Source organism: Sorangium sp. So ce131 (assembly GCF_051519095.1).
Classification (GTDB): domain Bacteria; phylum Myxococcota_A; class Polyangia; order Polyangiales; family Polyangiaceae; genus Sorangium.
Genome location: NZ_CP150455.1, coordinates 5,104,374 through 5,130,252 on the forward strand (window position 1 = coordinate 5,104,374; position 25,879 = coordinate 5,130,252).

Annotated in this window: 23 protein-coding genes; 13 read left to right on the forward strand and 10 right to left on the reverse strand. The window is 72.1% G+C overall.

Annotated features, from left to right (window positions below; all coding sequences use genetic code 11):
• The first annotated feature begins 256 nt into the window (after window positions 1–256).
• From WMF43_RS18335 to WMF43_RS18355, 5 genes are all read left to right on the forward strand, one after another.
• Entirely contained in the window at window positions 257–448 is a 192-nt protein-coding gene (locus tag WMF43_RS18335) for a hypothetical protein (RefSeq protein ID WP_437681801.1), read from the forward strand.
• Window positions 445–864 carry a type II toxin-antitoxin system VapC family toxin gene (locus WMF43_RS18340; protein WP_437681802.1) on the forward strand — a complete coding sequence of 140 codons (420 nt, stop codon included), beginning with the start codon at window positions 445–447 and terminating at the stop codon, window positions 862–864. The genes WMF43_RS18335 and WMF43_RS18340 overlap by 4 nt, the downstream gene beginning before the upstream one ends.
• Window positions 865–1,283: 419 nt before the next feature.
• Window positions 1,284–1,847 (forward strand): hemerythrin domain-containing protein, encoded by a 564-nt coding sequence (locus WMF43_RS18345; protein ID WP_437681804.1) that lies wholly within the window; start codon window positions 1,284–1,286, stop codon window positions 1,845–1,847.
• Window positions 1,848–1,933: 86 nt separating this feature from the next.
• Window positions 1,934–2,611, forward strand: a complete 678-nt coding sequence (gene ric / locus WMF43_RS18350; RefSeq protein ID WP_437681806.1) for an iron-sulfur cluster repair di-iron protein — start codon at window positions 1,934–1,936, stop codon at window positions 2,609–2,611.
• Window positions 2,612–4,101: 1,490 nt separating this feature from the next.
• The gene (locus tag WMF43_RS18355) at window positions 4,102–5,343 is read left to right on the forward strand and encodes a hypothetical protein (RefSeq protein ID WP_437681808.1); all 1,242 of its coding nucleotides are present in this window, start codon (window positions 4,102–4,104) and stop codon (window positions 5,341–5,343) included.
• Window positions 5,344–5,485: 142 nt separating this feature from the next.
• Here the strand turns inward: WMF43_RS18355 and WMF43_RS18360 are convergent, their stop codons facing one another.
• The 6 genes from WMF43_RS18360 to WMF43_RS18385 all read right to left on the reverse strand — a co-directional run bounded on the left by WMF43_RS18360 (window position 5,486) and on the right by WMF43_RS18385 (window position 13,406).
• On the reverse strand, window positions 5,486–6,646 hold the full coding sequence (locus tag WMF43_RS18360) for an ATP-binding protein (protein WP_437681810.1): 1,161 nt from the start codon (window positions 6,644–6,646) through the stop codon (window positions 5,486–5,488).
• Window positions 6,643–7,917 carry a sensor histidine kinase gene (locus WMF43_RS18365; protein ID WP_437681812.1) on the reverse strand — a complete coding sequence of 425 codons (1,275 nt, stop codon included), beginning with the start codon at window positions 7,915–7,917 and terminating at the stop codon, window positions 6,643–6,645. The genes WMF43_RS18360 and WMF43_RS18365 overlap by 4 nt, the downstream gene beginning before the upstream one ends.
• Before the next feature lie 242 nt (window positions 7,918–8,159).
• On the reverse strand, window positions 8,160–9,644 hold the full coding sequence (locus WMF43_RS18370; protein ID WP_437681814.1) for a cobalamin B12-binding domain-containing protein: 1,485 nt from the start codon (window positions 9,642–9,644) through the stop codon (window positions 8,160–8,162).
• Window positions 9,645–9,749: 105 nt separating this feature from the next.
• The gene (locus tag WMF43_RS18375; RefSeq protein ID WP_437681816.1) at window positions 9,750–10,220 is read right to left on the reverse strand and encodes a response regulator; all 471 of its coding nucleotides are present in this window, start codon (window positions 10,218–10,220) and stop codon (window positions 9,750–9,752) included.
• A gap of 157 nt (window positions 10,221–10,377) precedes the next feature.
• A complete protein-coding gene (locus tag WMF43_RS18380) occupies window positions 10,378–11,778 on the reverse strand; it encodes a sigma-54-dependent transcriptional regulator (RefSeq protein ID WP_437681817.1) in 1,401 nt (466 codons plus the stop codon).
• 83 nt (window positions 11,779–11,861) lie between these two features.
• The gene (locus WMF43_RS18385) at window positions 11,862–13,406 is read right to left on the reverse strand and encodes a sensor histidine kinase (RefSeq protein ID WP_437681819.1); all 1,545 of its coding nucleotides are present in this window, start codon (window positions 13,404–13,406) and stop codon (window positions 11,862–11,864) included.
• Between the two features lie 28 nt (window positions 13,407–13,434).
• Here WMF43_RS18385 and WMF43_RS18390 point away from each other — a divergent pair, with 28 nt between their 5' ends.
• Window positions 13,435–13,674 (forward strand): hypothetical protein, encoded by a 240-nt coding sequence (locus WMF43_RS18390; protein WP_437681820.1) that lies wholly within the window; start codon window positions 13,435–13,437, stop codon window positions 13,672–13,674.
• A gap of 10 nt (window positions 13,675–13,684) precedes the next feature.
• On the opposite strand, the gene WMF43_RS18395 is transcribed toward WMF43_RS18390, so the two are convergent.
• Window positions 13,685–14,914, reverse strand: a complete 1,230-nt coding sequence (locus WMF43_RS18395; protein ID WP_437681822.1) for a LuxR C-terminal-related transcriptional regulator — start codon at window positions 14,912–14,914, stop codon at window positions 13,685–13,687.
• Between the two features lie 387 nt (window positions 14,915–15,301).
• On the opposite strand from WMF43_RS18395, the gene WMF43_RS18400 reads away from it, so the two are divergent.
• Window positions 15,302–16,399 carry a hypothetical protein gene (locus WMF43_RS18400; RefSeq protein WP_437681824.1) on the forward strand — a complete coding sequence of 366 codons (1,098 nt, stop codon included), beginning with the start codon at window positions 15,302–15,304 and terminating at the stop codon, window positions 16,397–16,399.
• Window positions 16,400–16,486: 87 nt separating this feature from the next.
• On the opposite strand, the gene WMF43_RS18405 is transcribed toward WMF43_RS18400, so the two are convergent.
• Entirely contained in the window at window positions 16,487–16,627 is a 141-nt protein-coding gene (locus tag WMF43_RS18405; protein WP_437681825.1) for a hypothetical protein, read from the reverse strand.
• Window positions 16,628–16,785: 158 nt separating this feature from the next.
• Here WMF43_RS18405 and WMF43_RS18410 point away from each other — a divergent pair, with 158 nt between their 5' ends.
• The 4 genes from WMF43_RS18410 to WMF43_RS18425 all read left to right on the forward strand — a co-directional run bounded on the left by WMF43_RS18410 (window position 16,786) and on the right by WMF43_RS18425 (window position 20,876).
• Complete coding sequence (locus tag WMF43_RS18410; RefSeq protein ID WP_437681826.1) at window positions 16,786–18,051, forward strand: helix-turn-helix domain-containing protein; 1,266 nt, start codon at window positions 16,786–16,788, stop codon at window positions 18,049–18,051.
• A 27-nt stretch (window positions 18,052–18,078) separates the two neighbouring features.
• Window positions 18,079–18,732: a Vgb family protein gene (locus WMF43_RS18415; RefSeq protein ID WP_437681827.1), complete on the forward strand. Its 654-nt coding sequence runs from the start codon at window positions 18,079–18,081 to the stop codon at window positions 18,730–18,732.
• Window positions 18,733–19,144: 412 nt separating this feature from the next.
• Complete coding sequence (locus WMF43_RS18420) at window positions 19,145–19,540, forward strand: DUF6289 family protein (protein ID WP_437681829.1); 396 nt, start codon at window positions 19,145–19,147, stop codon at window positions 19,538–19,540.
• A 475-nt stretch (window positions 19,541–20,015) separates the two neighbouring features.
• Window positions 20,016–20,876 (forward strand): helix-turn-helix transcriptional regulator, encoded by an 861-nt coding sequence (locus WMF43_RS18425; RefSeq protein ID WP_437681831.1) that lies wholly within the window; start codon window positions 20,016–20,018, stop codon window positions 20,874–20,876.
• Between the two features lie 71 nt (window positions 20,877–20,947).
• Here the strand turns inward: WMF43_RS18425 and WMF43_RS18430 are convergent, their stop codons facing one another.
• Window positions 20,948–22,360: a hypothetical protein gene (locus tag WMF43_RS18430; RefSeq protein WP_437681833.1), complete on the reverse strand. Its 1,413-nt coding sequence runs from the start codon at window positions 22,358–22,360 to the stop codon at window positions 20,948–20,950.
• Between the two features lie 739 nt (window positions 22,361–23,099).
• Between WMF43_RS18430 and WMF43_RS18435 the strand changes: the two genes are divergently transcribed.
• Together WMF43_RS18435 and WMF43_RS18440 are read left to right on the forward strand one after the other, a co-directional pair.
• Complete coding sequence (locus tag WMF43_RS18435) at window positions 23,100–24,146, forward strand: histone deacetylase family protein (RefSeq protein WP_437681835.1); 1,047 nt, start codon at window positions 23,100–23,102, stop codon at window positions 24,144–24,146.
• 217 nt (window positions 24,147–24,363) lie between these two features.
• Entirely contained in the window at window positions 24,364–24,957 is a 594-nt protein-coding gene (locus WMF43_RS18440; RefSeq protein WP_437681837.1) for a DoxX family protein, read from the forward strand.
• A gap of 102 nt (window positions 24,958–25,059) precedes the next feature.
• Here WMF43_RS18440 and WMF43_RS18445 read toward each other — a convergent pair whose 3' ends face one another.
• Window positions 25,060–25,818, reverse strand: a complete 759-nt coding sequence (locus WMF43_RS18445) for a hypothetical protein (RefSeq protein WP_437681839.1) — start codon at window positions 25,816–25,818, stop codon at window positions 25,060–25,062.
• Window positions 25,819–25,879: the final 61 nt, after the last annotated feature.

The window sequence follows — 25,879 nt, forward strand, 5'->3', positions numbered from 1 at the left end:
CTGAGCCAGAGGGTGGGGCTCAGGGGTGAGGCCCGTTCTCTTCCATTTCCACATCGCGGCGTGCGCCCTATCGCGGCGTAAGCGTTCGGCTGCGCGAGCCCGACGCCACGGCACGGGGGCGCCCGGCTCGCCACGCCTCGACGGGGATCCGCGGTGGGCATGCCTCGTTGAGAAACGACGGAGAACGACCATGGACGCACGCGGCGCTTGACGTCAGCGCGCTGGCGGGATGGTCATGTTCACGGTAGCCTGCATCATGAACATGACGAGGCACAAACACCTCCGGTTGGATCAGTCGAAGATCGATCGGGCCAAGAAGCTTCTCGGCGCGAAGACGGAGCAGGAAACGATCGAGCGGGCGCTCGATCTCGTCTTGGGCGAGGAGCCGATCCTGAAGGCCCACCGGCGCGTCAAGGGCGTCGCTGGCTTCGAAGATGCTCTCGGATGATTCTCCGGAAGGTTCTCCTCGACACCAACATCTACATTGGATGGCTGAACGGGGGGATGCACGCGGATCTGATGGTTGGGCCTGGCCTCGTCCGTTATCTCTCCGGCATCGTGCTGATGGAGCTCCGCGCCGGGGCCACGACGCTCCCGGCGCGGCGGGCCGTTGAGCATCTTGGACGCGCCTACCGGAGCGTCGGGCGGGTCATGGTCCCCGACGCCGAGCTCTTCGATCAGGCCGGACGAGCGCTGCGGCGGCTCCGTGAAGCGGGGCGCGAGGTGCGTCGCTCCTCCCTGGTGAACGACGTCTTGATCGCGCTCTCGGCGCGCTCGATCGGAGCCACTGTCATCACGGCGGATGAAGATTACGGCGCGATCAGGTCCATCGTGGACTTCAAGCTGGAGCGGATTGCTCTCTGAACGCGCCGCGGTAGGTGGCGGTCGAGCTGCGGTTCTGCCCGCCTGCCTGCAGATCTCGCTCGGAATCGACCCTTCGCGTGCGCTCCGCGCTTCGCGGGGGAGCATTCGGGAGTCCCGGCGAACGCACTGGACTGCGGCTCGTGGGAGCGCGGATGCAGCGGACCGGCACGGCAGCGCGCGGGAACTCCTCTGCAAGGGCAGCCTCGGCGGTCCACGCCCCGCGACGGACCGCGCAGCGCCTGCGCGCAGGAGGCGCAGCCGCTGCGCCGGGGGCCGGGCCGCCCCGCGCAGGCGCCGAGGTTTACGAGCGGCACGACGGCTGCATCACCACACAGCACATCACCGCCGTCGCGCGGCGATGAGAGGGCACGCACAACCATCGCTGAGACGCCGCTGAACCCCGGTCCCGCAGGTCCGCCATGCTCCACACGATCCGCACCCGCCCGCTCCCCGAACAGCCGGCCGACGCCGTCGACCTGCTACTGGCTTGCCACCAGCGAATCCGCCGCTTCACGGCCGCCGCCCTGCGCCTGCCGGGCGCCGAGGGGGCGCCCGCGGACGAGGTCGTGGAGACGGCCGCGGCGCTGCGACGCTACTTCACCGTCGCCCTGCCCGCGCACGCCGCCGACGAGGACTACTCGGTGCGCCCGCGCCTGCTCGACGCGGGCGCGCCCGCGGAGGTGCGCGACGCGCTGGCGGAGGCGGCCGCCCAGCACGAGGCGATCGACGCCGTGATTGCCGAGCTCGCAGCCGACTGGCGCCGCGTCGCGGACGCGCCCGCACGGCTGAAGGAGCTGTCCTCCACGCTGGGCGAGCGCGCCGCGCGCCTCGACGTGCTCTTCGGCGCGCACCTCGCGCTGGAGGAGAGGACGATCTTCCCCGCCGCGCGCCGCGCGTTGTCGTCCGGCGTCCAGCGGCAGATCCTGGACGAGATGCGCGCGCGCCGGCCGGCGTTCGCGGTCGAGGCGGCCGAGAGGGCCTGACGACCGGCGCGAGCGGTGCGAGCGGTGCGAGCGGTGCGACCGGCGCGGGTGCGCCATCCGAGCTCATCAACGAAAGGAGCCTCCCCATGTCCCTAAACGAAGCCATGACGGTCGCCGAGGTCGTCGGCGGACACCCCGAGTGCGCGCGCGTCTTCAGTGCCCACAAGATCGATTTCTGCTGCGGGGGGAAGGCCACCATCGCCGCCGCCTGCGCGGCCCGCGCGCTCGACGCGCCGCGCGTGCTCGCGGAGCTCGAGGCGGCCGTGCGCGAGCGCAGCGACAACGTCCCGTGGGACTTCCGGGCGATGTCCACCCCGGGGCTCATCGCGCACGTGGTCGATCGGCATCACGGGTACCTGCGCCAGGTAATGCCGCAGATACGCGCGATGGCGGCCAAGGTCGCGCGGGTCCACGGGGCGCGCGACGCGCGCCTCGCGGTGCTCGACGCGACCGTGAGGTCCCTCTGCGACGTGCTCCTCGCGCACCTGGATCGCGAAGAGCAGGTGCTGTTCCCGGCGCTGCTCGCCCCCGTGAGCGCCGCGGCGGACGCCGCGCGCGACGAGCTCCGGGCGATGGAGCACGAGCACGAGGAGGTGGGCGCCGCGCTCGCGTATGTCCGCGCGCTCGCCGACGACTTCGCGCCGCCCGGCTGGGCCTGCGGCACCTACAAGACCCTGCTGCGCGAGCTCGAGCACATGGAGTCGGACGTGCACCAGCACGTCCACCTCGAGAACAACGTGCTGATGCCGCGCTTCGTCGCGTAGGGCCGGTCGTCGCTGCCGGGTCGCGCCCGGGGTTGGGACCTGCGGCCAGCGATCGGCTCGGCTGGGAGGCGGGAGACGCCCTGCGGCGTGCGCTCCGCGATGCGCCGGGCAGGGGTCGGGAGCCCCCGCGAACGCTGAGGATTGCGGTCGGAAGGGGGGTGCAGCGCGCCCGCGAACGCTGAGGATTGCGGTCGGGAGGGGTCCGGACCCCCCGTCTGGCACAAGAGGAGGCGTTTTCGGGGGGTGGATGGCGCAAAATTGCGCAATTCGGGGCGCTGTTTGGCACAGAATACCCACGGAAGGGCGCTCCGCCGAACGTCTTGGAGGGGTCCGGACCCCGGTGTGTCGCAATGGTTTGCGGTTGTGCCGGTGCCGGACCCCCCTTGCTTGGCACAGAGGAAGGACGCTTGGCACATCCTGCCCTCGCATGTGGGACTGCGGCGAGGCGTCGGCGGCTCCTTCGGCGTCGCCGTGATGGCGGTCCTCGGGTGAGAGCACGCATTCCACGCGCGGCTTCCCGTGCGGCGTGCTCCCAGCCGGGACCGAACGGGGATCCCATGCACTGCAACGCGAGGGAGCACAGCTCGCTTGCGGAGAGCGCAACAGGGCTCGTCGTATGACGCCGGCGCATGCGCTCGACGTCTTGCACGGTGATGGCGTGGGGCCCTGAATGCGTCCCTCCACCTGCAATCATCGCCCACTCGACGGCGCACGCCCCCGTGCGCGGCTGTGCTCCGTTCGTGGAGCAATGCGACGGGCTGCCGCTTGGCCACGAGGCGCGGGCCCTCGACATCGATGGAACGCAGCCCATTCTTCAGCGTGTCGCATCCGCCAGCGGCGAAGCTCCGCAAGGCGGAGCACACCCGTGGCGCGCGGGTAGCATGCTTCTGCGCCCGTCACTTTCGTCTTTCGTCTTTCGTCTTTCGTCTTTCGTCTTTCGTCTTTCGTCTTTCGGTCCCCCGTCCCTCGTCTTTCGTGATCGTGATCGTGATCGTGATCGTGATCGCTCTTATCGTCGCCATGCTCACCAGGACATGTCGCAGCGGAGCGGAAGACGGCACGGTCGATCACGATCACGATCACGATCACGATCACGATCACGAAAGACGAAAGACGAAAGACGAGGGACGGGAGACGAGGGACGGGAGACGGGAGACGGGAGACGGGAGACGGGAGACGGAAGGACGAAAGACGAAGAGGGGAGAGGGGAGCGGGGAGCGGGGAGCGTTTGCGCGAGCGGTCGGTGGTGGTCGCATCTGCCGGCGCCGCGCGGAGAGAGGCTACTCCCCCCTGCGGGGCAGCATCGTGTGGGGCGCGGGACAACTCGCGGCGGGCGGCTGGGGGGCGAGGAGGACCGCCGCGCCCAGCGGACAGGTTGATCAGCAGGGACGGGCGACAACATTCCTCCCTTCTCTGCACGCGAGATCACCACCGCTCCTCACCGCGACTTTCCTTGGAGAACCCAACGCGAGCTGGTACGTCTACGACCCATGCGCATCGCTGCTCGTGGTCGGCTGCTCGGGGCAACGCTGTTGCTCGCGGCCTGCGCCAGCCCTCCGAACCGCTCGGCCGCGCCGCCGGCCGGCCCGGCGCCGACTGCGGTCGCGGCGCCGTCCGCCCCGCCTGCCGCCCCCGCCGCGAGCGCCGGCCAGGCGGGCTCGGCGTCGCAGAGCGCTGGGGCCGGCGCCGCTCGCACGACCGCGCCCGTCGTGGTGACGGGCGTGGTGGTGGCGCGCGGGGCGAAGCTCGAGATCTGCCCGGATACCGCGGTCGGGACGTGCGCGGGGCTCGAGGTCGAAGGCCAGGTGGATCCGGCGTTCGTGTCGAGCGCGAAGAAAGACATCGTGGTGCGGGTGCCGGGCGTGTTCGACGGCGCGCGCCTGAAGGTGGACGGCAAGATCACGACCGCGGACGTCCAGAGATCGTTCAATTTCAACAACCGCTGCCCCGAGTTCCAGCAGGCCGCGTCGGGCGGCACTCCGAAAGAACAGCTGCCGGCCGAGGTGGAGCGCTTCGTCGAGGCGCACGCCGACCGCTTCGCCGGACGGTGGTGGGACCAGGAGCGCACGACCATGGCGCTCTGGTTCACGGGCGACGCGACGGCGCTGAAGCGCGAGGTCCAGCGCCTCGCCCCGGGGGCGCGCGTGTGCGTGCTGGGGAACGCGAAGTTCTCCGAGCGCACGCTCGAGGCCGCCCGGACGCGCGCGGACGTGATCCTCGCGGCGAACGGCGTGCTCATGTCGAGCTCCAGCCTGGACACGCTCGGAAACCGCGTGGTGTACACCGTAGAAGCCATCGATCCGGGGACGCTCGACCAGCTGCGGCGCGAGGTGGGCGACGCAGTGCGCGTCGTGAGCTTCATCGAGCTGCGCGACGGCTCGCTCGCAACCCTGCCCAGCGCGCCCCCGAGCGGAGATATCCCGCTGGTCACGAGCCGGATGCGCAGCGAGGCGCGCATGCAGGCGCTCGGCCGGTTCAGCGTCCACCTCGACGCCGAACGGCGCTGCGTCTACCTCCAGGACGCGGTGGGCCGGCGCGTGCTCCCGGTCTGGCCCTTCGGCTACTCGGCGACCCGGGAGCCGTTCGCCATCCTCGACTTCGACGGCAACGTGGTCGCACGCCCCGGGGCAGCCCTCAACTTCGGCGGCGGCCAGGTCGAGGTGAAACAAGTCCAGACCAGCGAGACCTGCGGCGCAGAGTGGGCGTGGATCGGAGCGCCGGAGGGGCGGTGACCGCAGGGCGACCCGCGAGGCGCCGCCGCGCCGAGCTCGCCCCCACCGGCGCCGGGAGTCACCCCACCGGCACCGGGAGTCATCCCGCCGGCGCCGGGAGTCACCCCGCCGACGCCAGGAGTCACCCCGCCGGCGCCGGGAGTCACCCCGCCAGCGCCGGGAGCGTGAAGACCACCCGCGTTCCCCGGCCCAGCTCGCTCTGCACGCGGATGGTCCCGCCGTGGCGCTCGACGAGCTGCTTGCAGATCGACAGGCCGAGCCCCGTGCTCTTCTCGCCGCCAGTGGACCGGGTGCTCGTCCTCCCGAACTTGCCGAAGAGGTTGCCGATCTCCTCCGGGCGAATCCCGAGGCCGTGATCCTCGACCGCCACCTCGATCACCCCATCGACCGCGCGCGCGCTCACCGTCACCGTCGTGCCCGGATGGGAGAACTTGAACGCATTGCTGAGCAGGTTGCTCAGCACCTGCTCGATCCGCTCGACGTCACACCGGACACGCGGGAGGCCGGGCGACACGTCCACCACCACGGCGATGCCCTTCTGGCGGGCGCTGTGCTCGTTCAGGGAGACGGCCGCCGCGACGATGTCCGAAAGGGCGGCCTCCTGCGTCCGCAGCGCGACGTCGCCGTGCTCCAGCATCGTGATGTCGAGCAGATCCTCGAGCAGCTGCAGCGTGAACTCGGCGTTCGCCTGGATCTTCAGGAGATGGCGCCGGGGATCCTTGCCAGGGTCGCCGGCGCCCGAGAGCAGCATCGCCGCAAACCAGCGGATCGCCGCGATCGGATTGCGCAGGTCGTGCGCCGTGATGCCCACGAACTCATGGATGTTCTGGTTCTGCGCGGCGAGCTCCTGGTTCGCGCGCTCCAGCTCGTCCGCCCTCTCCGCGAGGCCGCAGAGGCGCCGCTGGATCTCGCTCAGGCGATCGTGATGGGAGAACGCGTCCCTCACGACGGCGGCGAGCCGCTCCGGATCCCACGGCTTGCAGATGAAGCGGTAGACGCCGCCCTCGTTGATGGCCTGTATCGCCGCGCTCGTGTCCGCGTAAGCCGTCATGAGGAGACGGACCGTCTCCGGGAAGTCGGCCTTGACCCTCGCGTAGAACTCCGTACCTGTCATCTCCGGCATGCGCTGGTCGCTCAGGACGACGTGGACGGGGCGCTCCCGCAGGATCTCGTAGGCCTGCGCCGCGCTCTCGGCGACGAGCACATCGTAGTCGCGCCGGAGCTCGCGGCGGAGGGCCTTCAGCGTCTCCCGCTCGTCGTCGACGACGAGCAGCGCGCGCCGCTCGTGGGCCGCTGGTGTCATCCGTCGCGCTCCTTCGGCAGCACGATCGTGAAGGTGCTCCCGACGCCGGGCGTCGACCGGGCGGAGAGCGCGCCGCCGTGCTGATCGACGATGATCTTGTGAGAGATGGTGAGCCCGAGCCCCGTCCCCTGACCGACGGGCTTGGTCGTGAAGAACGGATCGAAGATCCTGCCGAGCACGTCGGGCGTCATCCCGCCGCCGTTGTCCTCGACCTCGATCACGACACGAGGCCCCTCGTCCCGGGCGCGGATCTCGATACGACCGTTGCCCCTGCCGCGCGGCTCGACCGCCTGCACGGCGTTGATGATGAGGTTCAGGAACACCTGGCCGAGCTCCGCCGGCTTGCAGCGCAGCTCTTTCAGGTCGGCCCACGCGACCGTCACCTGGACGTCGCCGCGCTTCAGCGCAGGACCCGCGATCTCGAGCGTGCTCGCCAGGATCTCCCGGAGGTCGGACAGCTCCTCCTCGGCCCGGTCGAGCCGCGCGAAGGTCCTCAGGTGCTCGACGATCTTCTGCACGCGGGAGAGCCCGACCAGGGTGCCTTTCACGAGATCGCCCGTGTCCTCGCTCAGGAACTCGAGATCGATCTCCTCGCGGAGCGCCTCGGCGAGCTCCCTCACGCCGCCCGGCGCGCCGTGGAGGACGGCCCCGTCGAGCGCCCGGTAGGCGGCGATCAGCCGCTCCAGCGACCCGCCCAGGGTGTGCACGTTGCTGCGCACGAAGGCGAGCGGGTTGTTGATCTCGTGGGCCATGCCGGCGGCGAGCTTGCCGAGCGCGTTCATCTTCTCGGAGTGGACGAGCATCGCCTGCGTGGCCCGAAGCTGCTCGAGCGATCGCTCCAGGGCCTTCTGCTCGTGGACCAGGCTCCGCTGGAGGTTCGTGATCTCCGAGTTGAGCGCGGACACCTCGGCGATGACCCGCTCGAGCTCGATCACGTCGAACTCGGCCAGGATCAGGAGATCATCGCCGGTCCGCCAGACCTCGCCCGTCAGGCTGTGCGCGAGCGAGCGGAGGTCGCCGAGCTGCAGGATCCCCCGGTAGACCGGCGCCCCTTCGCTCGGCCGCGTCGCGGCGAGCTGCACCAACGTGGGGCTGACGAGGCGGGCCGCCGCGCCGGCGTCGCCGAGCAGGCGGCGCATGCCGCGGTTCTGGAGCCGCGGCGCGCCGTCCGGCGCGAACACACCGACCGCGATCGCGGTGGACTCCATGAGAAAAGAGCCGGTGATCTCCGCGACCCAGCCGCTCAGCCCCTGTCCCGACGGTGTCGTCACAAGCGGCGTCCCTCCGCTTTCTCCTGCGCTTCGCTGCTGGCGCGACTCCACCGGAGCCGCGGCCCCCTTCCGCTTTCTCCTGCGCTTCGCTGCTGGCGCGACTCCACCGGAGCCGCAGCCCCCGACTGCGTTCGTGGTGAGATAGGTAGTTTTTGGCAGCCTCGCGCGAGCGGGGCTATCCCAAAACGCACTCGAGACGGATCTCGCTCCGCGGGAGCGGGCCGCCGGCCGAGGGGCCGGGGTCATGCGGCTCTCGCCGCGAGGAGCCGCTCCGCCAGGTCGACCGCCCCCTCCGCGCTCGGCGCCGAGCCGTCGGCGCCGAGCCGCCGCCACAGGTCGTCGATGATCCGGAACGGCTGGCCGCCGACCAGGACGATGACGTCCCGGAACGCGTCGTCGTCGCGCACGGCGTGGATCAGCGCACGGACGCCGGGGAGGTGGTCGCTCAGCATGGCCGAGACCGCGAGGACGTCGGCCTTCCGGCGAGCGACCTCGAGGAGCACGTGCTCGGTCGGCGTGCTGGCCCCGAGATAGAACGTATCCCAGCCGGCCATCTCGAAGAAATCGGCCACGAAGCGCGCGCCGATCTCGTGGAGGTTGCCCTCCACGGCGGTGGCCACGACGCGGCGGTCGACGCGAGCGGGGTTGACGATGAGCGGGTAGAGCTGGCTCAGGACCATCTGGGTGACCGCGGTGAAGTAGTGCTCCTCCGCGACGGTGAGCTGCTTGAGGTGATAGAGCCGGCCCACCTCGTACTGGCACGGCTGGATGACGTGCGTGTAGATGTGATGGACGGCCGTGCCCGCGTCGATCGACGCGAGGACGAGACTCAGGGCGCGCGCCCGGTCCCCCGCGCGGACCGCGTCGAAATAGGCGCGCGCGAGGGCGGCGAGCGGGGCGCCGGGGTCGAGGAAGCTCGGGCACTCCGTCGAGGTGAGGCGATCGAGCGCCGCCGTGACGCAGCGGCGCGGCGCCTCGGCGAGGTCCGGGGGGAGCGCGATCGCGAGCACGTCGCGCAGCGCGCCGAGGTGGTTGACGAGCTCGGCCGGGTCGAGGCCGAGCTTGGTCAGCAGCGTCTGCGCCCAGTCCGAGTACTCGCCGAAGAGCGCGGGCTCCCCGAGATCGACCGCCGCGACGAGCTGGGTGAGGTGGCGCTCGGCGTCCTCGAGGCAGCGCGCGCGCCGCCTGCCGTGGGCGAGCGCGTCCGCCGGCCGCCGCATGTAGCTGAGCGCGACGGTCATCCGGGCGATGCGCGGCGCCGCCCGCGCCAGGGCCTCCGCCGCCGAGGCCGCCCCGCCGGGCGGGCTCGCGCCGACGGGGAGCTCCATGAGCGCGGCCGGGGTCACGAGGGGAACGGCGCCGACGCGCCGCCGGCCGGCCCCGAGCGCCTCCAGCGCGATCTGCGCGGACGCCGGGTCGAGCAGCGCCCCGAGGCCCTCGCCCAGCGCGTCCAGCGCGGCGCCGAGCGCCTCCGGCGGCGCGCCGAGCCCCGCCGAGAACACCGCGCGCAAGGCGCAGTACTCGCCGAACTGCTCGGGTCCGAGGCCGCGGAGCGCCGCCGCGAGCGCGTCGATGTGCTCGCCGATCTCCTGGCGGCGCCGCGCGAGATCCCCCCCTGCGCCGGAGGCGCGCGGCCCCGCCGCCAGGCGGCCGACCGCGGCGTCCACCAGCGGCTCCCAGGAGGTGAGCAGCTGCTCTGCTGTCCTGTCGCGCTCCGGCGTCCCCATGCCCGATCATCTGGGGACGGGGGGTGACGGGCGCACGCGCTAGATCACCCGAGCTCGCCCGGGGCGGCCGCCGCCGAGGCGATGATCCGGCCGCGCCGGCCGCGCTCAGCGGCGCATCGCGGTGAGCGTGTGGACCACGACCAGCAGATCGTCCACGTCGAGCGGCTTGTCGAGCACCACGTCGGCGCCGAGGCGGTAGGCCTCCGCGTGGGTCTCCGGGTCGCCGAACGCGGTGATGAGCACCACGGGGGTGGTCCAGTCGTCCCGGCGCAGCCCGGAGAGCAGCTCCAGGCCGGTCTTGCCCGGCATCCGGATGTCGCTCACCACGACGTCGGGCGGGGCGCCCCCGGACAGGAGCGCTTCGCCCATGAGCTCGAGCAGGTGGTTGCCGTCGCGCGCCTCCAGCACCTCGTAGCCCTCGCGGCGGAGGGCCGCGGCGAGCAGCCGCCGCAGCTCGCGGTCGTCCTCCGCGAGCAGCACGCGCAGGGGCGCCGCGCAGGGCTCCGGGATCGGGTGGGGTTCAGGGACCAGGCTCAGGGCAGAGGCTCGCGCGCGCATCAGCAGCTCCGGGTTCATCGGGGGTTCTCCTTTGACCGATCCCCTGTGCAGGCAGCGTGCCGCGGCGCATCCGGCGCCCCGCCGCGCGATCGCCGGCGCGCGCTCGCCCCGCCTGCGGCCGCGGCGGCCCGCGCGGGGCGGGGCGAGGGGCCCCGATGGGGTGTTCTTCCGCGGCTCAGCCGCCCTTCGTCGTGCCGCCCGAGCCGCCCGCGCCGCCGGACGGGTCCCACCGCTCGAGCTTGCGGTGCAGCGTCTTCCGGTCGAGCCCGAGGATCCGGGCCGCGAGCGTCTTGTTCCCGCCGGCGGCCTCGAGCACGCGCAGGATGTAGCGGCGCTCGACCTCCTCGAGCGGCACGAGCTCCGAGGGGTCGTCCGCCGCCACGAGGACGTGCGAGGGGCGGTGCTCCCGGACCTTCACCGGCAGGTCGTCCACCGTGATCTCCTGGTAGCTCGTGAGCGCCACCGCCCGCTCCATGCAGTTCTGGATCTCCCGCACGTTGCCGGGCCACGAGTACGCGAGCAGCCGCTCGGCGGCCGCGGGCGAGAGGCCGAGCACCTCCTTGCCCGAGCGCGCGGCGGAGTCCTCCAGGAAGCGCTGGGCGAGCAGGAGCACGTCGCTGCCCCGCGCCCGCACGGGCGGCAGCTCCACGTGGAGCACGTTGATGCGGTAGTAGAGGTCCTCCCGGAAGCGGCGCTCCTCCACGGCCTCCTCGAGGTCGCGGTTCGTGGCGGCGACGATGCGCACGTCGAAGGGCACCTCCGCGTTGCTGCCCACCGGGCGGACCCGGCGCTCCTGCAGGGCGCGGAGCAGCTTGGGCTGCACCGAGAGCGGCAGCTCCCCGAGCTCGTCGAGCAGCAGCGTGCCGCCGTCCGCCTCGACGAACAGCCCGGGGCGCGCGGCGCGCGCGTCGGTGAAGGCGCCCCGCACGTGGCCGAAGAGCTCGCTCTCGATCAGCGACTCGGGCACGGCCGCGCAGTTGACCGCCACGAACGGCCCGCCCCGGCGGCGGCTCCGCTCGTGCAGCGCCCGCGCGACGACCTCCTTGCCCGTGCCGCTCTCGCCGGTGATGAGCACCGTCGCCTCCGAGTCGCCGATGCGCTCGATCATGTCCTGCACGCGGCGCATCGCGGCGCTCCGGCCGACGAGGCCCTGGAACGTGTCGGGCCCGGCCACGGCGCGGCGCAGCCGCCGCACCTCGTCCTTGAGCGCGTGGTGGGCGATCGCCCGCTCCAGCGCCAGCGCGAGCGCCTCGATGTCGACGGGCTTGGTCACGTAGTCGTACGCGCCCGCCCGGATCGCCTCCACCGCGGTCTCGATGCTGCCGAACGCGGTGATCACCACGACGGGCAGGTCCGGCCGGATCTCGGCCGCCCGGGCGCAGACCTCGATCCCGTTCATGCCGCGCATGTTCAGGTCGGTGAGCACGACGTCGAAGCCCTCGTCCTCCTCGATCAGCGCGAGCGCGTCGGCCGGCGAGGTCCGGGTGGTCGCCTCGACCCCGCGCGCGCGGAGGTCCGCCGCGAGCCACGCGCACATGGCCTCGTCGTCATCGATGATCAGCGCTCTCCTGCCCATACTCCCTCCAGGCATCGCGGGCGCGACGCGCCGCGTGCTCGCTGCATCGCGTGCTCGATCGGTGGCCTAGTACAGCGCCTCGCTCACGGCCAGGCCGCGGGCCCGGCCTGCCCGCCCTGCCGGGGCGAGGGCGCGGCGTCGTCCCCGGCGGCGGGCCGCGCGGGGCCCTCGCCGCTCGGGGCGAGGTACACCGTGAAGGTCGAGCCCTTGTCGGGCTCGCTCTCCACGTCGATCCAGCCCCCGTGCTCGCGCACGATGCCGTAGGAGACGCTCAGCCCGAGGCCGGTGCCCTCGCCGACGTCCTTCGTGGTGAAGAAGGGCTCGAAAATGCGGGGGATGTCCGCGGGCGCGATGCCCTCGCCCTGGTCGATCACCCGGACGGCGAGGTGCTCGCCCTCGGCGCCGCCGTGGTCGGCCGGGGGGCGGGCGCGCGCGCGCTCGACGCGGACGGTGAGCTCGCCGCCCCGCTTCATCGCGTGCACGCCGTTGATGACGAGGTTCGTGAGCACCTGCTGCATCTGTCCGGCGTCCACCTCGGCGCGCGCGGGCGAGGCGCTCGCCTCGTCGAGGCGCAGCGCGACGCCCCGCTTGCGGGCGAGGGGCTCGAGCAGGACGAGCGTGTGGCGGGCGATCTGCGCGAGGTCGGCGGGCGCCTTCTGGGCGATCCTGCGGCGCGCGAAATCGAGCAGCTGCCGGATGATCCGGGTGATCCGGTCGGCCTGCTCGGCGATGATGCGGGCGCTCTCGGCCGCCTCCTCCGGCGGCAGGCCGCGGGCGATCATCTTGGCGCGGCCGCCCACCACGTTGAGCGGCGTGCCGAGCTCGTGCGCGATGCCCGACGCGAGCTGGCCCACGGTGGTGAGCCGGTCGGCGTGCCGGAGCTGCTCGAGCGCGGCGATGCGCGCGGCCGTCTCCCGGGCGGCGCGCGCCTGCGCGTCGGCGAGGCGGGCGCACATGGCGTTGATCTCGCGGGCGATCTGCCCGAGCTCGTCGCGCTGCGGCAGGAGCAGCGGGCCGCCGAGGTCGCCCTCGCCGATGCGCCGCGTCTTGTCGACAAGCCGCCGCGTCGGGCGGCCGACGAGGAGCTGCCCGAAGGTCATCGCGAGCAGGCCGCTCAGCGCGGCGAGGGCGACGATGGTGGTCACGGTGTTGACCATGCTCGCGTCCACGTACGCCTCCTCCTCCTCGAGCGACTCGGAGATCTCGATGGCGCCGACGCGCGCCGGGTCGACGGCGACCGGCGCGTACGTGTAGAAGCGCCCGCCGCGTTCGTCCTTGCGCCGGACCCGGAACAGCTCGGTGCCCCGGGAGAGCTCGCCGATCTCGCCGGCGGGCAGCGCGGGCGCGTAACGATCGCCGGCCGGCGCGTCGAGCCAGACCCAGCGGAAGCTCACGCCGTCCTCGCGCTCGCTCGCCTCGCCGAGCACGCGCAGCGCCTCGCCCATCCCGTCCCGGCGCCAGATCTCGACCACCGCCGCGCGGAGCGCGATGCCGATGAGGTGCTCGTCGCGCCGCATGTCCGCCTCGAACAGAGCGCGCTCGCGCCGGACCGACAGGTAGCCATACAGGCTCAGCACGGCGCACATGACGAACACGAGGGCCAAGGTGAGCTTGCTGGCGAGGCGCATGGGGTAGGTGAGGGAGGATGCAGGAGGCGTGCGCGATCTCAAGGCGGCTGAGCACGGGCGCGGGCCGGGCCGGGGTGCCCCAGATGTCCCCGGTGGGGCAAAACTACCCGCCGGCTCGCGCTGGATCGAGCTCGCGGGCTACGTCAGCCGCGGCTTCGACGCGGCGCCCGTGAACATCGATCTCACGCAGCGTGGGCCGTCGGCGGGCGTGGCGCCGTGTGGGGCCGACGTGACGAGCCAGCGCTCTGTCGGCGTGTCGGCGCGCTGATTCACGAGGCTCAACGCCGCCCGACCAGCGCCAGCTGGGCGCGGCACCCGATGCCCAGCTTGTCGTAGATGGACGCGAGCTGGTTGGCCACGGTGCGCTGGCTGACGCGCCGGCGCTCGGCGATGTCCGCGTTCGACAGGCCCAGCGCGGCGAGCCTGGCGACCTCGCCCTCCGCGCTGGTGAGCTGCGCGGGCGGCTCCCACCGTTCCTCCGGCCCGTCCACGACCGCGACGCGTCCGCCCGCCTCCTCCTCTTTCGGCGCGGGCGCGCTGGAGAGCGCGACCACCAGCTTGATGAGCTCGGCGCGTGACCGGACCCGGAGCTTGCGGCGAACCCTGGTGAGCAGCGCGCTCACCGAGCCCTCGCCGATCCCGAGATCGTAAGCGATCAGCTTGTTGCTGTGGCCCATGGCGGCGAGCTGCGCGACCGTCCGCTCGCGCTGGCTGAGGCTCCGTGGATCCGGCGCAAAGGGCGTGTTCTCGTACACGACCAGGCTGCGTGTTCCCCCCGAGCCGGGCGTCGCCACCAGCGACCAGCGGGCCGATCCCAGGACCTGCCACAACGACAGCGCCTCCTCGGAGCTCAGCCCCTTGGCGTGAGCCCTGGCCATCCGCCGGGCCGCGCTCAGGAGCTCCCGCCTGGGCCCTGCACCGTCGATCGCAACGTCGGTCCTGCCGCTCTCCGGGTTCACGGCGCCCTGGACCGCGGTCTTCGTGGTTTGCAGGCGGTGGTGCAAGCGCCCCGCCGCCGCCAGGTGCCGGGCCAACAGGGACCATCGCCGGCGCGCCGCCCGGTCGAGCTGCACGCCTCGGGGAAGGGGAGCGTCGAACTTCACACCACGGCCGCTGATGTCCATCGCCTGCACCGAGAGCCAGTCGTCCGCGCCGAGCTCCCTGGCAAAGGGGGCCGTGAGAGGGTGGTCGTGGACGGACACGCCGAGCACCTGGTTGAGCGTGATGACGGCGCCGGTGCCATAGACGATGTCCAGCAGGCTCTTCGTCGAGGCGCCGAAGGTCTCCCGCACGGTACGGATGAGATCGGCGTCTCCCAGCATCCGCAGCGACGATCCGATCGATACCCCCTCGCCCCGCAGGTCGAACTCGTACGCCACGATCCCTAGCCCCGCGTCCAAGGAGGGGCGGAGCACCTCCACGGCGGACGCGAGCCAGTCCGACCTGGGCCGGACCGCTTCCGCGTAGATGGCGTCGAGAGCGCCGATGGTGTCCAGCCTCGGCTTCATTCGATGATGACGAAAGATAGCGGTGCGGGACCGCCCCGCAAGCCGACCGCCCTGCGTGCTCGGGGCCCGGAGGGACACTGCCCCGCAGCTCGTCAGCGGATTGACTATGGAGCGACTCGTCCGCCGCTCGTATAAACCGGCCGTCGACGTCGCCGCGAGCGTCTGACGGCGCGATGTCGGCCTCCAGGCGGCCCGAGCCTGCCAGCGTGTGCTGGCCGGGCATGGATGAGCCTGCCGTCCAGGGGGGAAGAATGCGCTGGTGGGAGAAGGAAACCCCATCGCGTCGGAGTCGACGAGCTCAGCTGCGGGACCTGCCCCGCAGGCAAATAGGAGATAGAGGAAATGATTTCACGCAAATCTCGCATGGTCGAAACGTCGTGTCTCGTAATGGTCGCGGCCTCCGTGTGGATGCTCGGCTGCGCAGCGGCGGACGACGGCGGTGAGGCGGTCGGCGAGCAGCAGCAATCGCTGACCTGCGCTCAGCGCTTGACGCAGGAGGACCGGGTCGAGAGCGGACGCTGGATGACGAGCACGGTCGACTACGAGCCCGTCAGCGGAGTGGCCAACGTCCGGACGACGGTCAGCAACTCGCGTTCGCTGGTCGGCTGGACCGGCGGTGTGCTTCTCGTCTTCGTCGATCGTGACGGCGTCGCGCTCCACGTGACGGAGGTCTACACGCGCGGGGTCGACGCTTGTGCCTTCCGTTGCCCGAGGGAGTCCACGTTCAACTGGTCGGACACGGTTCCTGCCGACGTGCGCGACAGGGTGGCCGGCATCTCCATCGTTCACGCGCACACCGCCACCCGTCGCGCAGCGTTCAAGGTCATCAAATTCCTCGTGGGTTCAGCCCCGGCTTGCGTGCTGGCTCCGCCCCCGTGGAGCGCGGCATGCAAGGCCGTGGCGGCGGCCGCGAAGGCAGCAGACCCTGTTCTCAAGGACATGACGCAAGAGGAGTTCGAGAACACGGTCGCGCAGATGAGGGACGTCTATGCCGGCAAAATCCAGCTGTTTCCGAGCTGCCCCGGGACGAGCTCGAGCCTGGTGCCCGCGATGACCGGCCCGACGACCCCGAGCGGCGTGGTCTTCCAGTCCGGAGCGTACGGCTCCGGCTACGAGGGGTGGAGGGCCTTCGACGCCGATGCGAGCAGCATGTGGATCTCGGACGTCTTCGTCACCCCCGCGGTGATCGGGTACGAGTGGCCCAGCGGCGTTCAGACCGTTCGCCGTTATGCCCTGCGCTTCGCGAACGGCTCTCTGACCTCGCGAGCTCCCAAGGACTGGACCCTGGAGGGCTTCAACGGCGGATCGTGGGTCGTGGTCGACCAGCGCAGCGGCGAGACGGGGTGGCTGGGCACGGACCGGCGTGAATACACGGTTCAGTATCCCGGGGCGTACTCCAAGTACCGATTCAGCTTCACGGACGACAACGACACCAGGGCGGGGGTGGTCGTGATCTCGCTCAGCGGCGTCGAGCTCTTCAACTGAGAGGAACGCTGTCGTCCGGCGGAGGCGCGCCGGCGCGCCCGATCAGACCCACCCGCGCCGTCCCGCGCGGGCGCGCGGGCGCGCCGCTCACCGGCTCCCTCCCTTCGGGGCGGGCGCGCCGGCGACCTTCGCCTTCCGGAGCTTCTTGACGACGACCGCGGTCACGGCGCCGGCCGACGCCGCCTTGGCGAGGACCAGCCCGAGGGACGCGAGGCACGCAGGGCACATGGAACTCCTCTCCTCCTGCCGGCGTGGCGCGCGGCGGTCGGCCGCTCGCGGCGCTTCGCCGCCGACGCAGAGAGAGGACCACATCGGCTGCGGCCGAGACAGCAACATCGATGTCGCGATCGGTTGGCGCGCCCTGCTTCCTGTGAGATGCTGAGGCGGTGGACGCGACCGTCGAGATCCCCGCCGACCTCGGCGCGCGGGCGGCCCGGGCGCTCGCGGCGGGGGACGCGCTCGGCGCGCTGAAGGTGGCCGGCCCGTTCGGAGGTCCACACGCGCTCGCGCTCCGCGGGATCGCGCTCGCGCAGATGGGCGCCTACGCCGAGGCCAGGGGGGCGCTCGGGCGCGCCGCGCGGGAGTTCGCGGCGGCGGGCGCGGAGCGCGCTCGGGCGCGCGCGAGCGCGGCCCTCGGGGAGGTCGCGCTCGCGCAGCGGGAGCTCGGCGAGGCGCGGCGCGGGCTCGCCGAGGCCGGCGACGCCCTCGAGCGCGCCGGCGATCTCACGAACGCGGCGTGGGCGCGCCTCGGCGCGGCGCGGGCCGCGCTGCTCGACGGGGACGTCGCCGCGGCGGAGCGGGCGCTCGCGGCCGCCGAGGCCACGGTCACGGGCGGCGCGCCGGCGTTGACGCGGGCCGCGCTGGCGCTGGCGCGCGCCGAGCTGCACGCGCGGCTCGTGCGGGCGTCCTCGGCGCGGCGCGCGGCGGAGCAGGCGGCGGCGTGCGCGCGGGCGAGCGGGCACCCGCAGCTCATCGCCGAGACGGAGCGCTTCCTCCGCGCGCACGACGAGCCGGTGGCGCGCCTCGTCCGCGGCGGCCGCGAGGAGCCCGCGCGCCTCGCCGACGTCGAGGCCCTGGTCGCCGCGGCCCCCGGGCGCGTCGTCGTCGACGCGATCCGCCGCCGCGTCCTCGTCGGCGGCGTCGCGCACGCCGACCTCTCGCGCCGTCCGGTCCTGTTCGCCATGCTCGAGGTGCTCGCGCGCGCCCACCCGGCCGGGGTCGCGAGCGCCGATCTGGCGCGGGCGGCGTTCGGCGCGCGCACGATCAACGAGTCTCACCGGCGGCGGCTGCGCGTCGAGGTGGGTCGCCTGCGGGCCGCGCTCGGCGGCGTCGGGGTCGTGAAGGCGCTCGGGAACGCGTACCGCTGGGAGCTCGGCGGGGCCGTGGAGCTCGTCCTGCTCGCGCCGCTCGAGCCGGGCGACGCCGGCGCCATCAGCGCGCTCCTGGCAGACGGCGCCGCGTGGAGCGCCGCGGCGATCGGCGCCGCCCTCTGCAAGAGCACGCGCACCGTGCAGCGCGCGCTCGCGGAGCTGGCGCTCGCGGGCGCGGTCGAGGTCACCGGCAGCGGCCCCTCCCGGCGCTACGCGAGGCCCCGAGCGGCGCTGTCGATCGCGTCACAGATGTTGCTGCTGGGGTTGGCGCTCCCCGGCTAAGGACCGGGGCGAAGGAGGTTTGGGGCCATGGAGGCACGGCGGGCCGAGCTCGTCGCGGAGCGTACGTTCGACGGGGTGGAGTCGATCCACGGGGTCACGTTCGACGGGCAGGCGGTGTGGTTCGCGCACGGAGACCGCGGAGACCTCGTGTCCGTGGAGCCGGAGACGGGCCGGGTGCTGCGTCGCCTGAAGGCCCCCGCCGACGCCGGCGTGGCGTTCGACGGGCGTCACCTGTGGGTCGTCGGGGGCGGCAAGATCCGCAAGATCGAGCCCGGGACGGGGGCCGCGGTGGGCGAGGTCCCGGGCTTCGACGCGACGCCCGTGACCGGGCTCGCGTGGGCCGACGGCGCGCTCTACGCGGGGCTTGGCCGGCAGAAGAAGATCCTCAAGATCGATCCCGAGCGCGGGACCGTCCTCCGCACGCTCGTGTCCGACCGGCTCGTCACCGGCGTCACGTGGGCCGACGGCGATCTGTGGCACGGCGTGATGCGCGACGAGGGCGGCGCGCCGTCGGAGCTCCGCCGCGTCGACGCGCAGGGCGGCGAGGTCCTGGACCGGATCGCGCTTCCGGAGGGCGTGAGCCTCTCCGGCGTCGAGGCGGACGCGAGCGGCCGCCTGTGGTGCGGCGATCCGGCGACTGGCAAGCTCCGCGCCGTGAAGAAGCCGAGGAAGGCGGTCTGAATCGACGCAGGAGCGCGGGCGGCGCGTCGGCCGTCGCGCTCTTCACCGGCTGCGCGCTTGCGGCTGGGGCAGCGAGGGGCAGTTCCCGCGATGCGCTGCAGCCCGTCGGTCAGATCGATGATGCCACGGTAGCGCCACACGACCCACTCCGCCGTGGCGAGCAACCGCCCGGACACGGGCCGCAGCTGCGTCTGGCCGATGGCGTGGGCGAGGTCTGCGGGCCCGGTGGCGCGAAAGCACAACCGAATGGCGCGTTCGTGAACGCGCGCCCAGCGCCCTGCGCGTACACATCGTCACGACGATCGCGCGACGGGCGGGCCCCTCCGCTCACCCCGGCTGCGCGCCGACCCGCTGCGGCGGGCGGGCGCCGGGGCGCGCCTGGGCGCGGTCACAAAGAGGGAGTAAGCAGACCATGCTGAAGAACATCTTGATTGCTCTGGGCCTCGCCACCTCTCTTGCCGCCTGCATGGCCGAGCCGATCGAATCGGCCCCCGAGGCCGAGGCGGCCGACGGCGAAGAGGCCGTGGACACCGCGGAGCAGCCGCTGATGTCGACCGGCTTCACCCGGACGTATTACAGCGACAGTACGTTCAAGACCGCGATCGGAACCGAGACCCGGGACTGCGACCCCGATTATAACGACTTCTTCGGAGAGGCATCGAGATACTACAAGACGTATCGCTATAACTGCCCCGGCAGCAGCATGCCCGGGCTGCCCTCGACGAACTGTTACATCTGCTACGAGAACGCGGTCCCGGGCGGCCCGCCGTCTATCAGGTGCGTCGGCTCGTCGTGCCCGGTCTTCTGAACGGCCGAGTCCGCCATACGCCCGGAGATTGCGGCCGGATCCTCCGGCTCAAGCCCGAAGGCGGCGTCCCAAGACGCCGTCTTCGACACCTCGATCCTCCTCGACCGAATGGCCGAGCCCGCCCCACCGCCGGCGGGCCAGCGGGCTCGACGTTCAACCAAATCTTAAAGATGCAGTGAGGCTCCGCCCTTGGAGCCCGGCGATGCGACGACCTGCGCCAGTCTCCGTGGCTCGGATTGGCACTGCCATGACACCGGCATCAGGGGCGACAGCGGACCCCACGCGCCGGTGCGCGGCGGCGCGTGGGGGCGCCGCGACGCACTTGTGCTCCGGAAATCGCCCGGAAATGCCGGGCCCGCGAGGGCGTGCTGGCGGCTCGCGCCGAGCGCGACGGGCTCGGCCGGGCGCGTGGCATGTCGAGTGCGTCGACGTGCAGGCGCCGACGTTGCCGAGGCGGCAGCGGGCCAAGGGCGCGATGTGTTCTCTTGACGAGCTGAAGAACCCTTCCAGCATCGACGAGCTGTTGGCCGAGCCGGTCGGCACGTACTTCGTCGACCCCACGTTCGTCTTCTGGTTCCCCGAGCGCACCTTCCACGGGTTCTCGCTCTGGGGGCGGCCGAGCGCCGATGACGTCGAGCGCCTCAATCGGCTGAACGACGCGGTGCTCACGCCGCCCGACGGCCGCCACGTGTCGCTCGTCGACCTCCGAGGCCTCGAGGGCGCCGACCCGGGGGCGTTCGCGTCGATGGCGGCTTACCTCTCGGCGCGCTGGCAGCCCTTTCGCGAGCGGGTGATACGGCAGGCGCTGGTGCGGCCGTCGGGCTTCGCCGGCGCCGTGGTCTCCGGCTTTTACGAGGTGCTGAAGCCTTCGTTCCCGGTCGCGGTGTTCGACGGCATCGGCGAGGCGCTCGCCTGGCTCGGCCGGGGCGATCTCGAGGCGCTCGTCGGGCGCTTGACCGGGCTGCGCGACCAGGCCGGCGGGGCCGCGGCCGTGCTCGGCTCGCTCCGGCGCTTGCTCTGCGCGTCGCCCTGTCGGCCCGCCCTCTCCGAGGCGGCGCGCGCGCTCCACCTCTCCGAGCGCTCGTTGCAGCGGTACCTGCGGCGCGCCGGCACGACCTTCCAGGCGGAGGTGAACGCCGCGCGGGTGCGCGTCGCCCAGGGGAGAATGCTCGCGGGCGACGACAGCCTGACAGCCATCGCGCTCGACGTGGGCTGCGCGTCGGCGCAGCACTTCAGCGCGATGTTCCGCAAGGCGACGGGGCAGAGCCCGAGCGCGTGGCGGGCGCGGGCCCGCGGCGCGCGCCGCGGGGCCGAGTCGAAGAGCGTCGCCGCGTAGCCGCGTACCGCCCTTGTTCTCCGCGATCTGCCGCTCCCAGAGACTTTGCGTTGATGCTGCACGAGCGCGCGTCAGCCAGGCACCCTCGGCGCGGCAGCCCAGGCGCGGGACTTCGCCTTGCCGATCATCAGCTTCACCTCGTGGAGCCCATCCGAGCCGCGGAGCTCCGCCCACGACTTGTGCAGGTAGCGGCTCCTCAAGAACCCTCCTTTCTCCTGCGAGAAGATCCAGATGCCCTCGCGGGCGACGAGGACGAAGGCGGCTGACTGGAGGCGCTGCGCGTACGACTTTGCTTGCTGGTACGCGTCGAGGATCTGCTTCTCCGTCGCGAGCTCTCGCTTGGCCTCGACGATGATCCGGGCGGTCTCCTCACCCCGCTTCAGCACCGCGCCGATCGCGTAATCCGGGTACACCCGCTCGCCCCGGCCCATGCGGACGGGCATGTTCCGGATCCAGTCTCGTTCGACATACCCGAGCTCTCGGAGGAGCGGCTCCAGCAGCCTCTGCTCTACCTCCCGTTCGCTCTCCACATCGTCATGATCCGGCAGAACCGGCCTGTGGAGCCGGGGGAGATCCGATATTTTGCCACGCTTCCGCTTGATCATCCGGAGCAGCGCCTCGTACTCCTCGGCCGTCACGGGCTTGCCGCTCGCGCCTTGAAAGTGGGCCTTCACGGCCGGTTTTTTGGACCAGACGGGATCTGCGGCGATCTCCCTGAACGAGATCTCGGGGACCCTCATGGGCGCGCTGACCCACACGGTGCTATGGTAGTGGAAGAAGGGATCGATGAAGCCGTCGGTCTCCGCTCGCCAGATGGAATGGACATAGCTGCGCGGGGAGACGCACCACATCACCATGATGTCTCCCCGGCGAGTGTCGACGTTCCCCTGCCAGTAGCTCGTGGAGTCGTCGCCTGCGGCGTCGAGAAACTCGAAATCGCTGCTGTCCCCGGCGCCGCCCATGAGGAACCAGACCTTCGACGCAGGCGGGAGCTCGTCTTGCTCCTGCGCGAGATGCTGCGGCGAGAAGTCGTACAGGAACGCGCAGAGCTCGGCGGGGGTCAGGCCGTGGATGCGGCGGAACTCCTGTAGGGATGCGTTGATGCGCAGGTAGAACATCGCCCGATCCCGCCAGCTCGCCTTGCCCGGAAGCACCGGGACGGCGATCCCGAATTCGTCACAGAACTCGCTGAATTGATTGAATCTTCGCAGGAATAAATACAGGGCAAAATGCTCCGGGTGCGCCTTGAACAGCCCGAGGGAGATGCCCTGGATCATGTTGAGCCAGGCTTCGGGCTCATCGTCACCACCGACGACGGTGTGGATGGTGTCGCCGTCTTCAACGTCGAGCGAGAGGGTGAAGCCCTCGTCCAGCAGTCGCTCGTAGAGCTCGCCGGCCTGATCCTGGGAAGTGACCCGCCTGCCGACCGCCTCGTCGAACACCGCCTGCGCGGCCATCGGGTCGATCGGCCGGAGCTTCTCCATCCAGCTCTTCGGAGCGAGCTCGGCCCATCGCTCGTCTCGCGCGAGGAAGGACTCGTATTTGGAAATAGCGGCCCGACCTGCCTTCGAGCCGCAAAACAGGGACCATATGAACTTGTTGAAGCGCATTGGTTCTTTTTCTGATCGTTTCTGCCCTGTGGGTCGGCGCTGGGATGGTGAGCTCCGACAGGGCCGCTCGGCTTGGTTCCTTTGAGCCGGCAGCGGGCCGGCACGGCCCTGACGTCGTGTCAGGTCGCATCGGTGGATACCGCTCGTTCATCCTTGCATCGCTTCGTCGCGACCGGACGCTACCAACGTGTGGCGGCGCGTGATCGAGGCATCACTACGAGTGATACCTTCAACGAGGTATCGATGTCCACAGGAAATCTGGCGCATGAACTGAAGTGGGCTGTGGTGTGCGGCAGGAGGTGCAGGGCTCCTTCCTGCGCTGACGCAGCGCTGCTGGCGGGCGCCGCCGTCGTAGTCCGGCCCGCGGACGTCGTCGAGCAGGCCTGGAGGTCCCGCAGGGGCACGCCTGGGTCGGCGACGGCATGCAGGGCCGATCCAGCCGGCACCGACCCGTCGGCCAGCCGCTCGACCGCGCTCGCGCCGTGTCATGCGGGCGCAGAGGCCGACGCGCCGGGCGCGGACGGGCGCAGGTCGCCGCGCTTTACCGATCCTAGGGGCTGTGGTAGCTCTCGTTCGAAGACCGAGGCTCACACCTCCGCTGCCCCCTGGTCCGATGCTCACAGTCTACAGTGAGGAGCATGCGCTTCACGCGGGTGGAGCCGAGCTGAACGCGGGCGCGCTCGTGCCCTCTTACGAGGTGCCGAGTCGCGTCGAGGTGATCCTCGCCCGGGTCCGCTCGGCAGGGCTCGGGCCCGTCGTCGCGCCGGAGGATCACGGCCTTGGCCCCGTCGAGCGGGTGCATTCGCCCCGCTTCCTCGAGTTCCTCTCCACGGCGTGGGAGCAGTGGCATGCGTGCGGGCATCGCGAGGCGGCGCTGCCCCAGATCTGGCCCAGCCGGCACCTGCGCGCGGTCGAGCCGGACAACATCGTCGGAAAGCTGGGCTATTATTGCTTCGACGCGTCGACGCCGCTCGTGGCGGGCACCTGGCGCGCCGCCTATGCGGCCGCGCAGGTGGCGCTGAGCGCCGCGGGGCGGCTCGCCTCGCAGGGAGCGCGGCGGGAGCGCGCGGCCTTCGCCCTCTGCCGCCCCCCCGGCCATCACGCCGCGAGCGATCTCTACGGCGGCTACTGCTTCCTCAACAACGCCGCCATCGCCGCGCAGGCGCTCCGCGACGCCGGGGCCGCGCGCGTCGCCGTGCTCGACGTCGACTACCACCATGGCAACGGCACGCAGGCGATCTTTTACGATCGCTCCGACGTGCTGTTCCTGTCGCTGCACTGCGAGCCGCGGACCGAGTTCCCGTTCTTCCTCGGTTATGCGGACGAGCGTGGGGCCGGCGAGGGGGAAGGGTACAACGTCAATTACCCGCTGCCTCGCGGGTCGGACTTCGGCGCCTGGTCGGAGGCGCTCGAGGACGCCTGTCGCCGCATCGAGCGTCATGCCCCGGATGCCCTCGTGATCTCGCTCGGGGTCGACACCTACAAGGGCGATCCCGTCGGCAGCTTCCGGCTGGAGAGCGCCGATTTCGCCACGTACGGCCGGCGGCTCGCCCAGCTGCGGCGACCGACCGTGTTCGTGATGGAGGGCGGTTATGCCGTGGAGGAGATCGGGATCAACGCCGTGAATGTGCTCCAGGGCTTCGACGAGGCTTCGGGGTAGCCCTCCTCCGGACAACCGTATCCCCTCCGGTCGCCAGCTCGGACCCTGAAGAGAGCCCGAGGCCGGGAGGACCCGAGGGGCGCGGCGCTTTCGCCGCTGTGGCCGGCTCTCTGGCGGCGGACAGCCGCCCGCAACAGGGTCGTGCAGCGCGGCGCCTGGCGCCGGCGTTGCATCGCTCCCGGGCGGCGTTCGTGACGCCGCTGCAGGAGGGCAAACGATGCTGGGTAGGAAGCGATTCGGAAGACGAAGGTCGAGCCTGACCGACGCGGGGCTCCTCGTGATCCGCGTGGCCGCGGGCGGGCTGCTCGCGGGGCACGGGGCGCAAAAGCTGTTCGGCTGGTTCGGCGGCCACGGCCTCGACGGCACATCGATGTGGCTCGAGTCGATGGGCATGCGCCCGGCGCGCGTCTGGGGCGTGCTCGCCGGGCTGTCCGAGCTCGGCGGCGGGCTGCTCACGTCGCTCGGCTTCCTCGGCCCGGCGGGGCCGCTCGGCATCCTCGCCGCGATGGGCATGGCGACCGCGAAGGTGCACCTGCACAAGCCGATCTGGGTCACCAGCGGCGGCGCGGAGCTCCCCGTGACGAACATGGCCATCGCGACCGCGCTGCTCCTCGCGGGCCCGGGCCGCTTCTCCATCGACGAGGCGCTGAGGCTCGACGTGCCGCGCTGGGTCGCGCTGCCCGGCCTCGCCGCCGTGGGCATCGGCCTCGGCCTCGGCCTCAAAGGCGGCTCGCCCGAGCTGGCGACCACGAGCCCCGAGGTCGCGGGCGCCGGGCTGCAGGCGGGCGAGCACGCCGCGCACCCGATCTGATTTCAAACCACGTCGGAGAGCGCGAGCTCGGCGACGGAGCTCCCGGAGCACCCCTCCAGCGGGCACCGGCGCCGCTCAGCGGGCAGCGGGCACCGGCGCCGCTCAGCGGGTGCAGCACGGCGGGCCGCCGGGAGCGCCGCAGGTCTCTGGATCTGGATTGCACGGCGGCGACCAGACCTCGGTCGCGCCGAGGACGACCTCAACCCGCGCCGCGTGCTGCGTGGCGCCGCTGTCGTCGCGCACCTCCGCCTCGAGCAGCACGCGAGTCCCCTCGGCGAGCACGGCGTCCGGGGCCCAGACCCCACCGGGGAGGAGCGCGGGGAGCCCGGCCGCCCGCCGGAACTCCCCGGCGCCGAGCGGGACCATACCCTCCTGCGCCGCGGTCGACGGGAACAGGTCTCCGGTCGCAGGGTCCTTGACGGCGTAACGAAGGCGGATGGTGGCGTCGCACGCGCGGCACCCGACGGCGAGCCACAGGTGATATCCGCCCTGCGGCCCGGCCATCACCGGGAGCGTGGCGCCGTCCTCGACGCGCGTGAAGCAGGTCTCGCCGGTGCCGATCTCGAACACCGCAGGATTGTCCGGCGGACGGCACCCGCCGTCTCCGGTGGAGCCGCCGCCGCCGTCTCCGGTGGAGCCGCCGCCGCCGTCTCCGGTGGAGCCGCCGCCGCCGTCTCCGGTGGAGACGCCACCCGCGCCCGTCGTGGCCGACCCGCCGCCGTCGCCGGTGGAGCCGCCGCCCGCGCCGGTCGTGACCGAGCCGCCGCCCGCGCCTTCGTCCGGTCCCGCCGCGCCGCCCGATCCGCAATGCAGGCAGAGCAGCGCCAGGGCGAAGAGGGGAGTCGTTTTCCAGCGATTCATGCCACCGAGGAAGGATCTCATGGTCACCACCGTGGAGCGCGCCGGCGCGCGGAGGACGCGG

Coding starts and splice junctions, on each gene's coding strand:
- WMF43_RS18340 (WP_437681802.1), top strand. CDS start 445: ATGATTCTCCGGAAGGTTCTCCTCGACACCAACATCTACATTGGATGG.
- WMF43_RS18415 (WP_437681827.1), top strand. CDS start 18,079: ATGGAGGCACGGCGGGCCGAGCTCGTCGCGGAGCGTACGTTCGACGGG.
- WMF43_RS18360 (WP_437681810.1), bottom strand. CDS start 6,646: ATGACACCAGCGGCCCACGAGCGGCGCGCGCTGCTCGTCGTCGACGAC.
- WMF43_RS18430 (WP_437681833.1), bottom strand. CDS start 22,360: ATGGAGAAGCTCCGGCCGATCGACCCGATGGCCGCGCAGGCGGTGTTC.
- WMF43_RS18445 (WP_437681839.1), bottom strand. CDS start 25,818: ATGAATCGCTGGAAAACGACTCCCCTCTTCGCCCTGGCGCTGCTCTGC.
- ric (WP_437681806.1), top strand. CDS start 1,934: ATGTCCCTAAACGAAGCCATGACGGTCGCCGAGGTCGTCGGCGGACAC.
- WMF43_RS18400 (WP_437681824.1), top strand. CDS start 15,302: ATGGTCGCGGCCTCCGTGTGGATGCTCGGCTGCGCAGCGGCGGACGAC.
- WMF43_RS18345 (WP_437681804.1), top strand. CDS start 1,284: ATGCTCCACACGATCCGCACCCGCCCGCTCCCCGAACAGCCGGCCGAC.
- WMF43_RS18385 (WP_437681819.1), bottom strand. CDS start 13,406: ATGCGCCTCGCCAGCAAGCTCACCTTGGCCCTCGTGTTCGTCATGTGC.
- WMF43_RS18380 (WP_437681817.1), bottom strand. CDS start 11,778: ATGGGCAGGAGAGCGCTGATCATCGATGACGACGAGGCCATGTGCGCG.
- WMF43_RS18395 (WP_437681822.1), bottom strand. CDS start 14,914: ATGAAGCCGAGGCTGGACACCATCGGCGCTCTCGACGCCATCTACGCG.
- WMF43_RS18440 (WP_437681837.1), top strand. CDS start 24,364: ATGCTGGGTAGGAAGCGATTCGGAAGACGAAGGTCGAGCCTGACCGAC.
- WMF43_RS18435 (WP_437681835.1), top strand. CDS start 23,100: ATGCTCACAGTCTACAGTGAGGAGCATGCGCTTCACGCGGGTGGAGCC.
- WMF43_RS18335 (WP_437681801.1), top strand. CDS start 257: ATGAACATGACGAGGCACAAACACCTCCGGTTGGATCAGTCGAAGATC.
- WMF43_RS18405 (WP_437681825.1), bottom strand. CDS start 16,627: ATGTGCCCTGCGTGCCTCGCGTCCCTCGGGCTGGTCCTCGCCAAGGCG.
- WMF43_RS18420 (WP_437681829.1), top strand. CDS start 19,145: ATGCTGAAGAACATCTTGATTGCTCTGGGCCTCGCCACCTCTCTTGCC.
- WMF43_RS18370 (WP_437681814.1), bottom strand. CDS start 9,644: ATGGGGACGCCGGAGCGCGACAGGACAGCAGAGCAGCTGCTCACCTCC.
- WMF43_RS18425 (WP_437681831.1), top strand. CDS start 20,016: ATGTGTTCTCTTGACGAGCTGAAGAACCCTTCCAGCATCGACGAGCTG.
- WMF43_RS18355 (WP_437681808.1), top strand. CDS start 4,102: ATGCGCATCGCTGCTCGTGGTCGGCTGCTCGGGGCAACGCTGTTGCTC.
- WMF43_RS18375 (WP_437681816.1), bottom strand. CDS start 10,220: ATGAACCCGGAGCTGCTGATGCGCGCGCGAGCCTCTGCCCTGAGCCTG.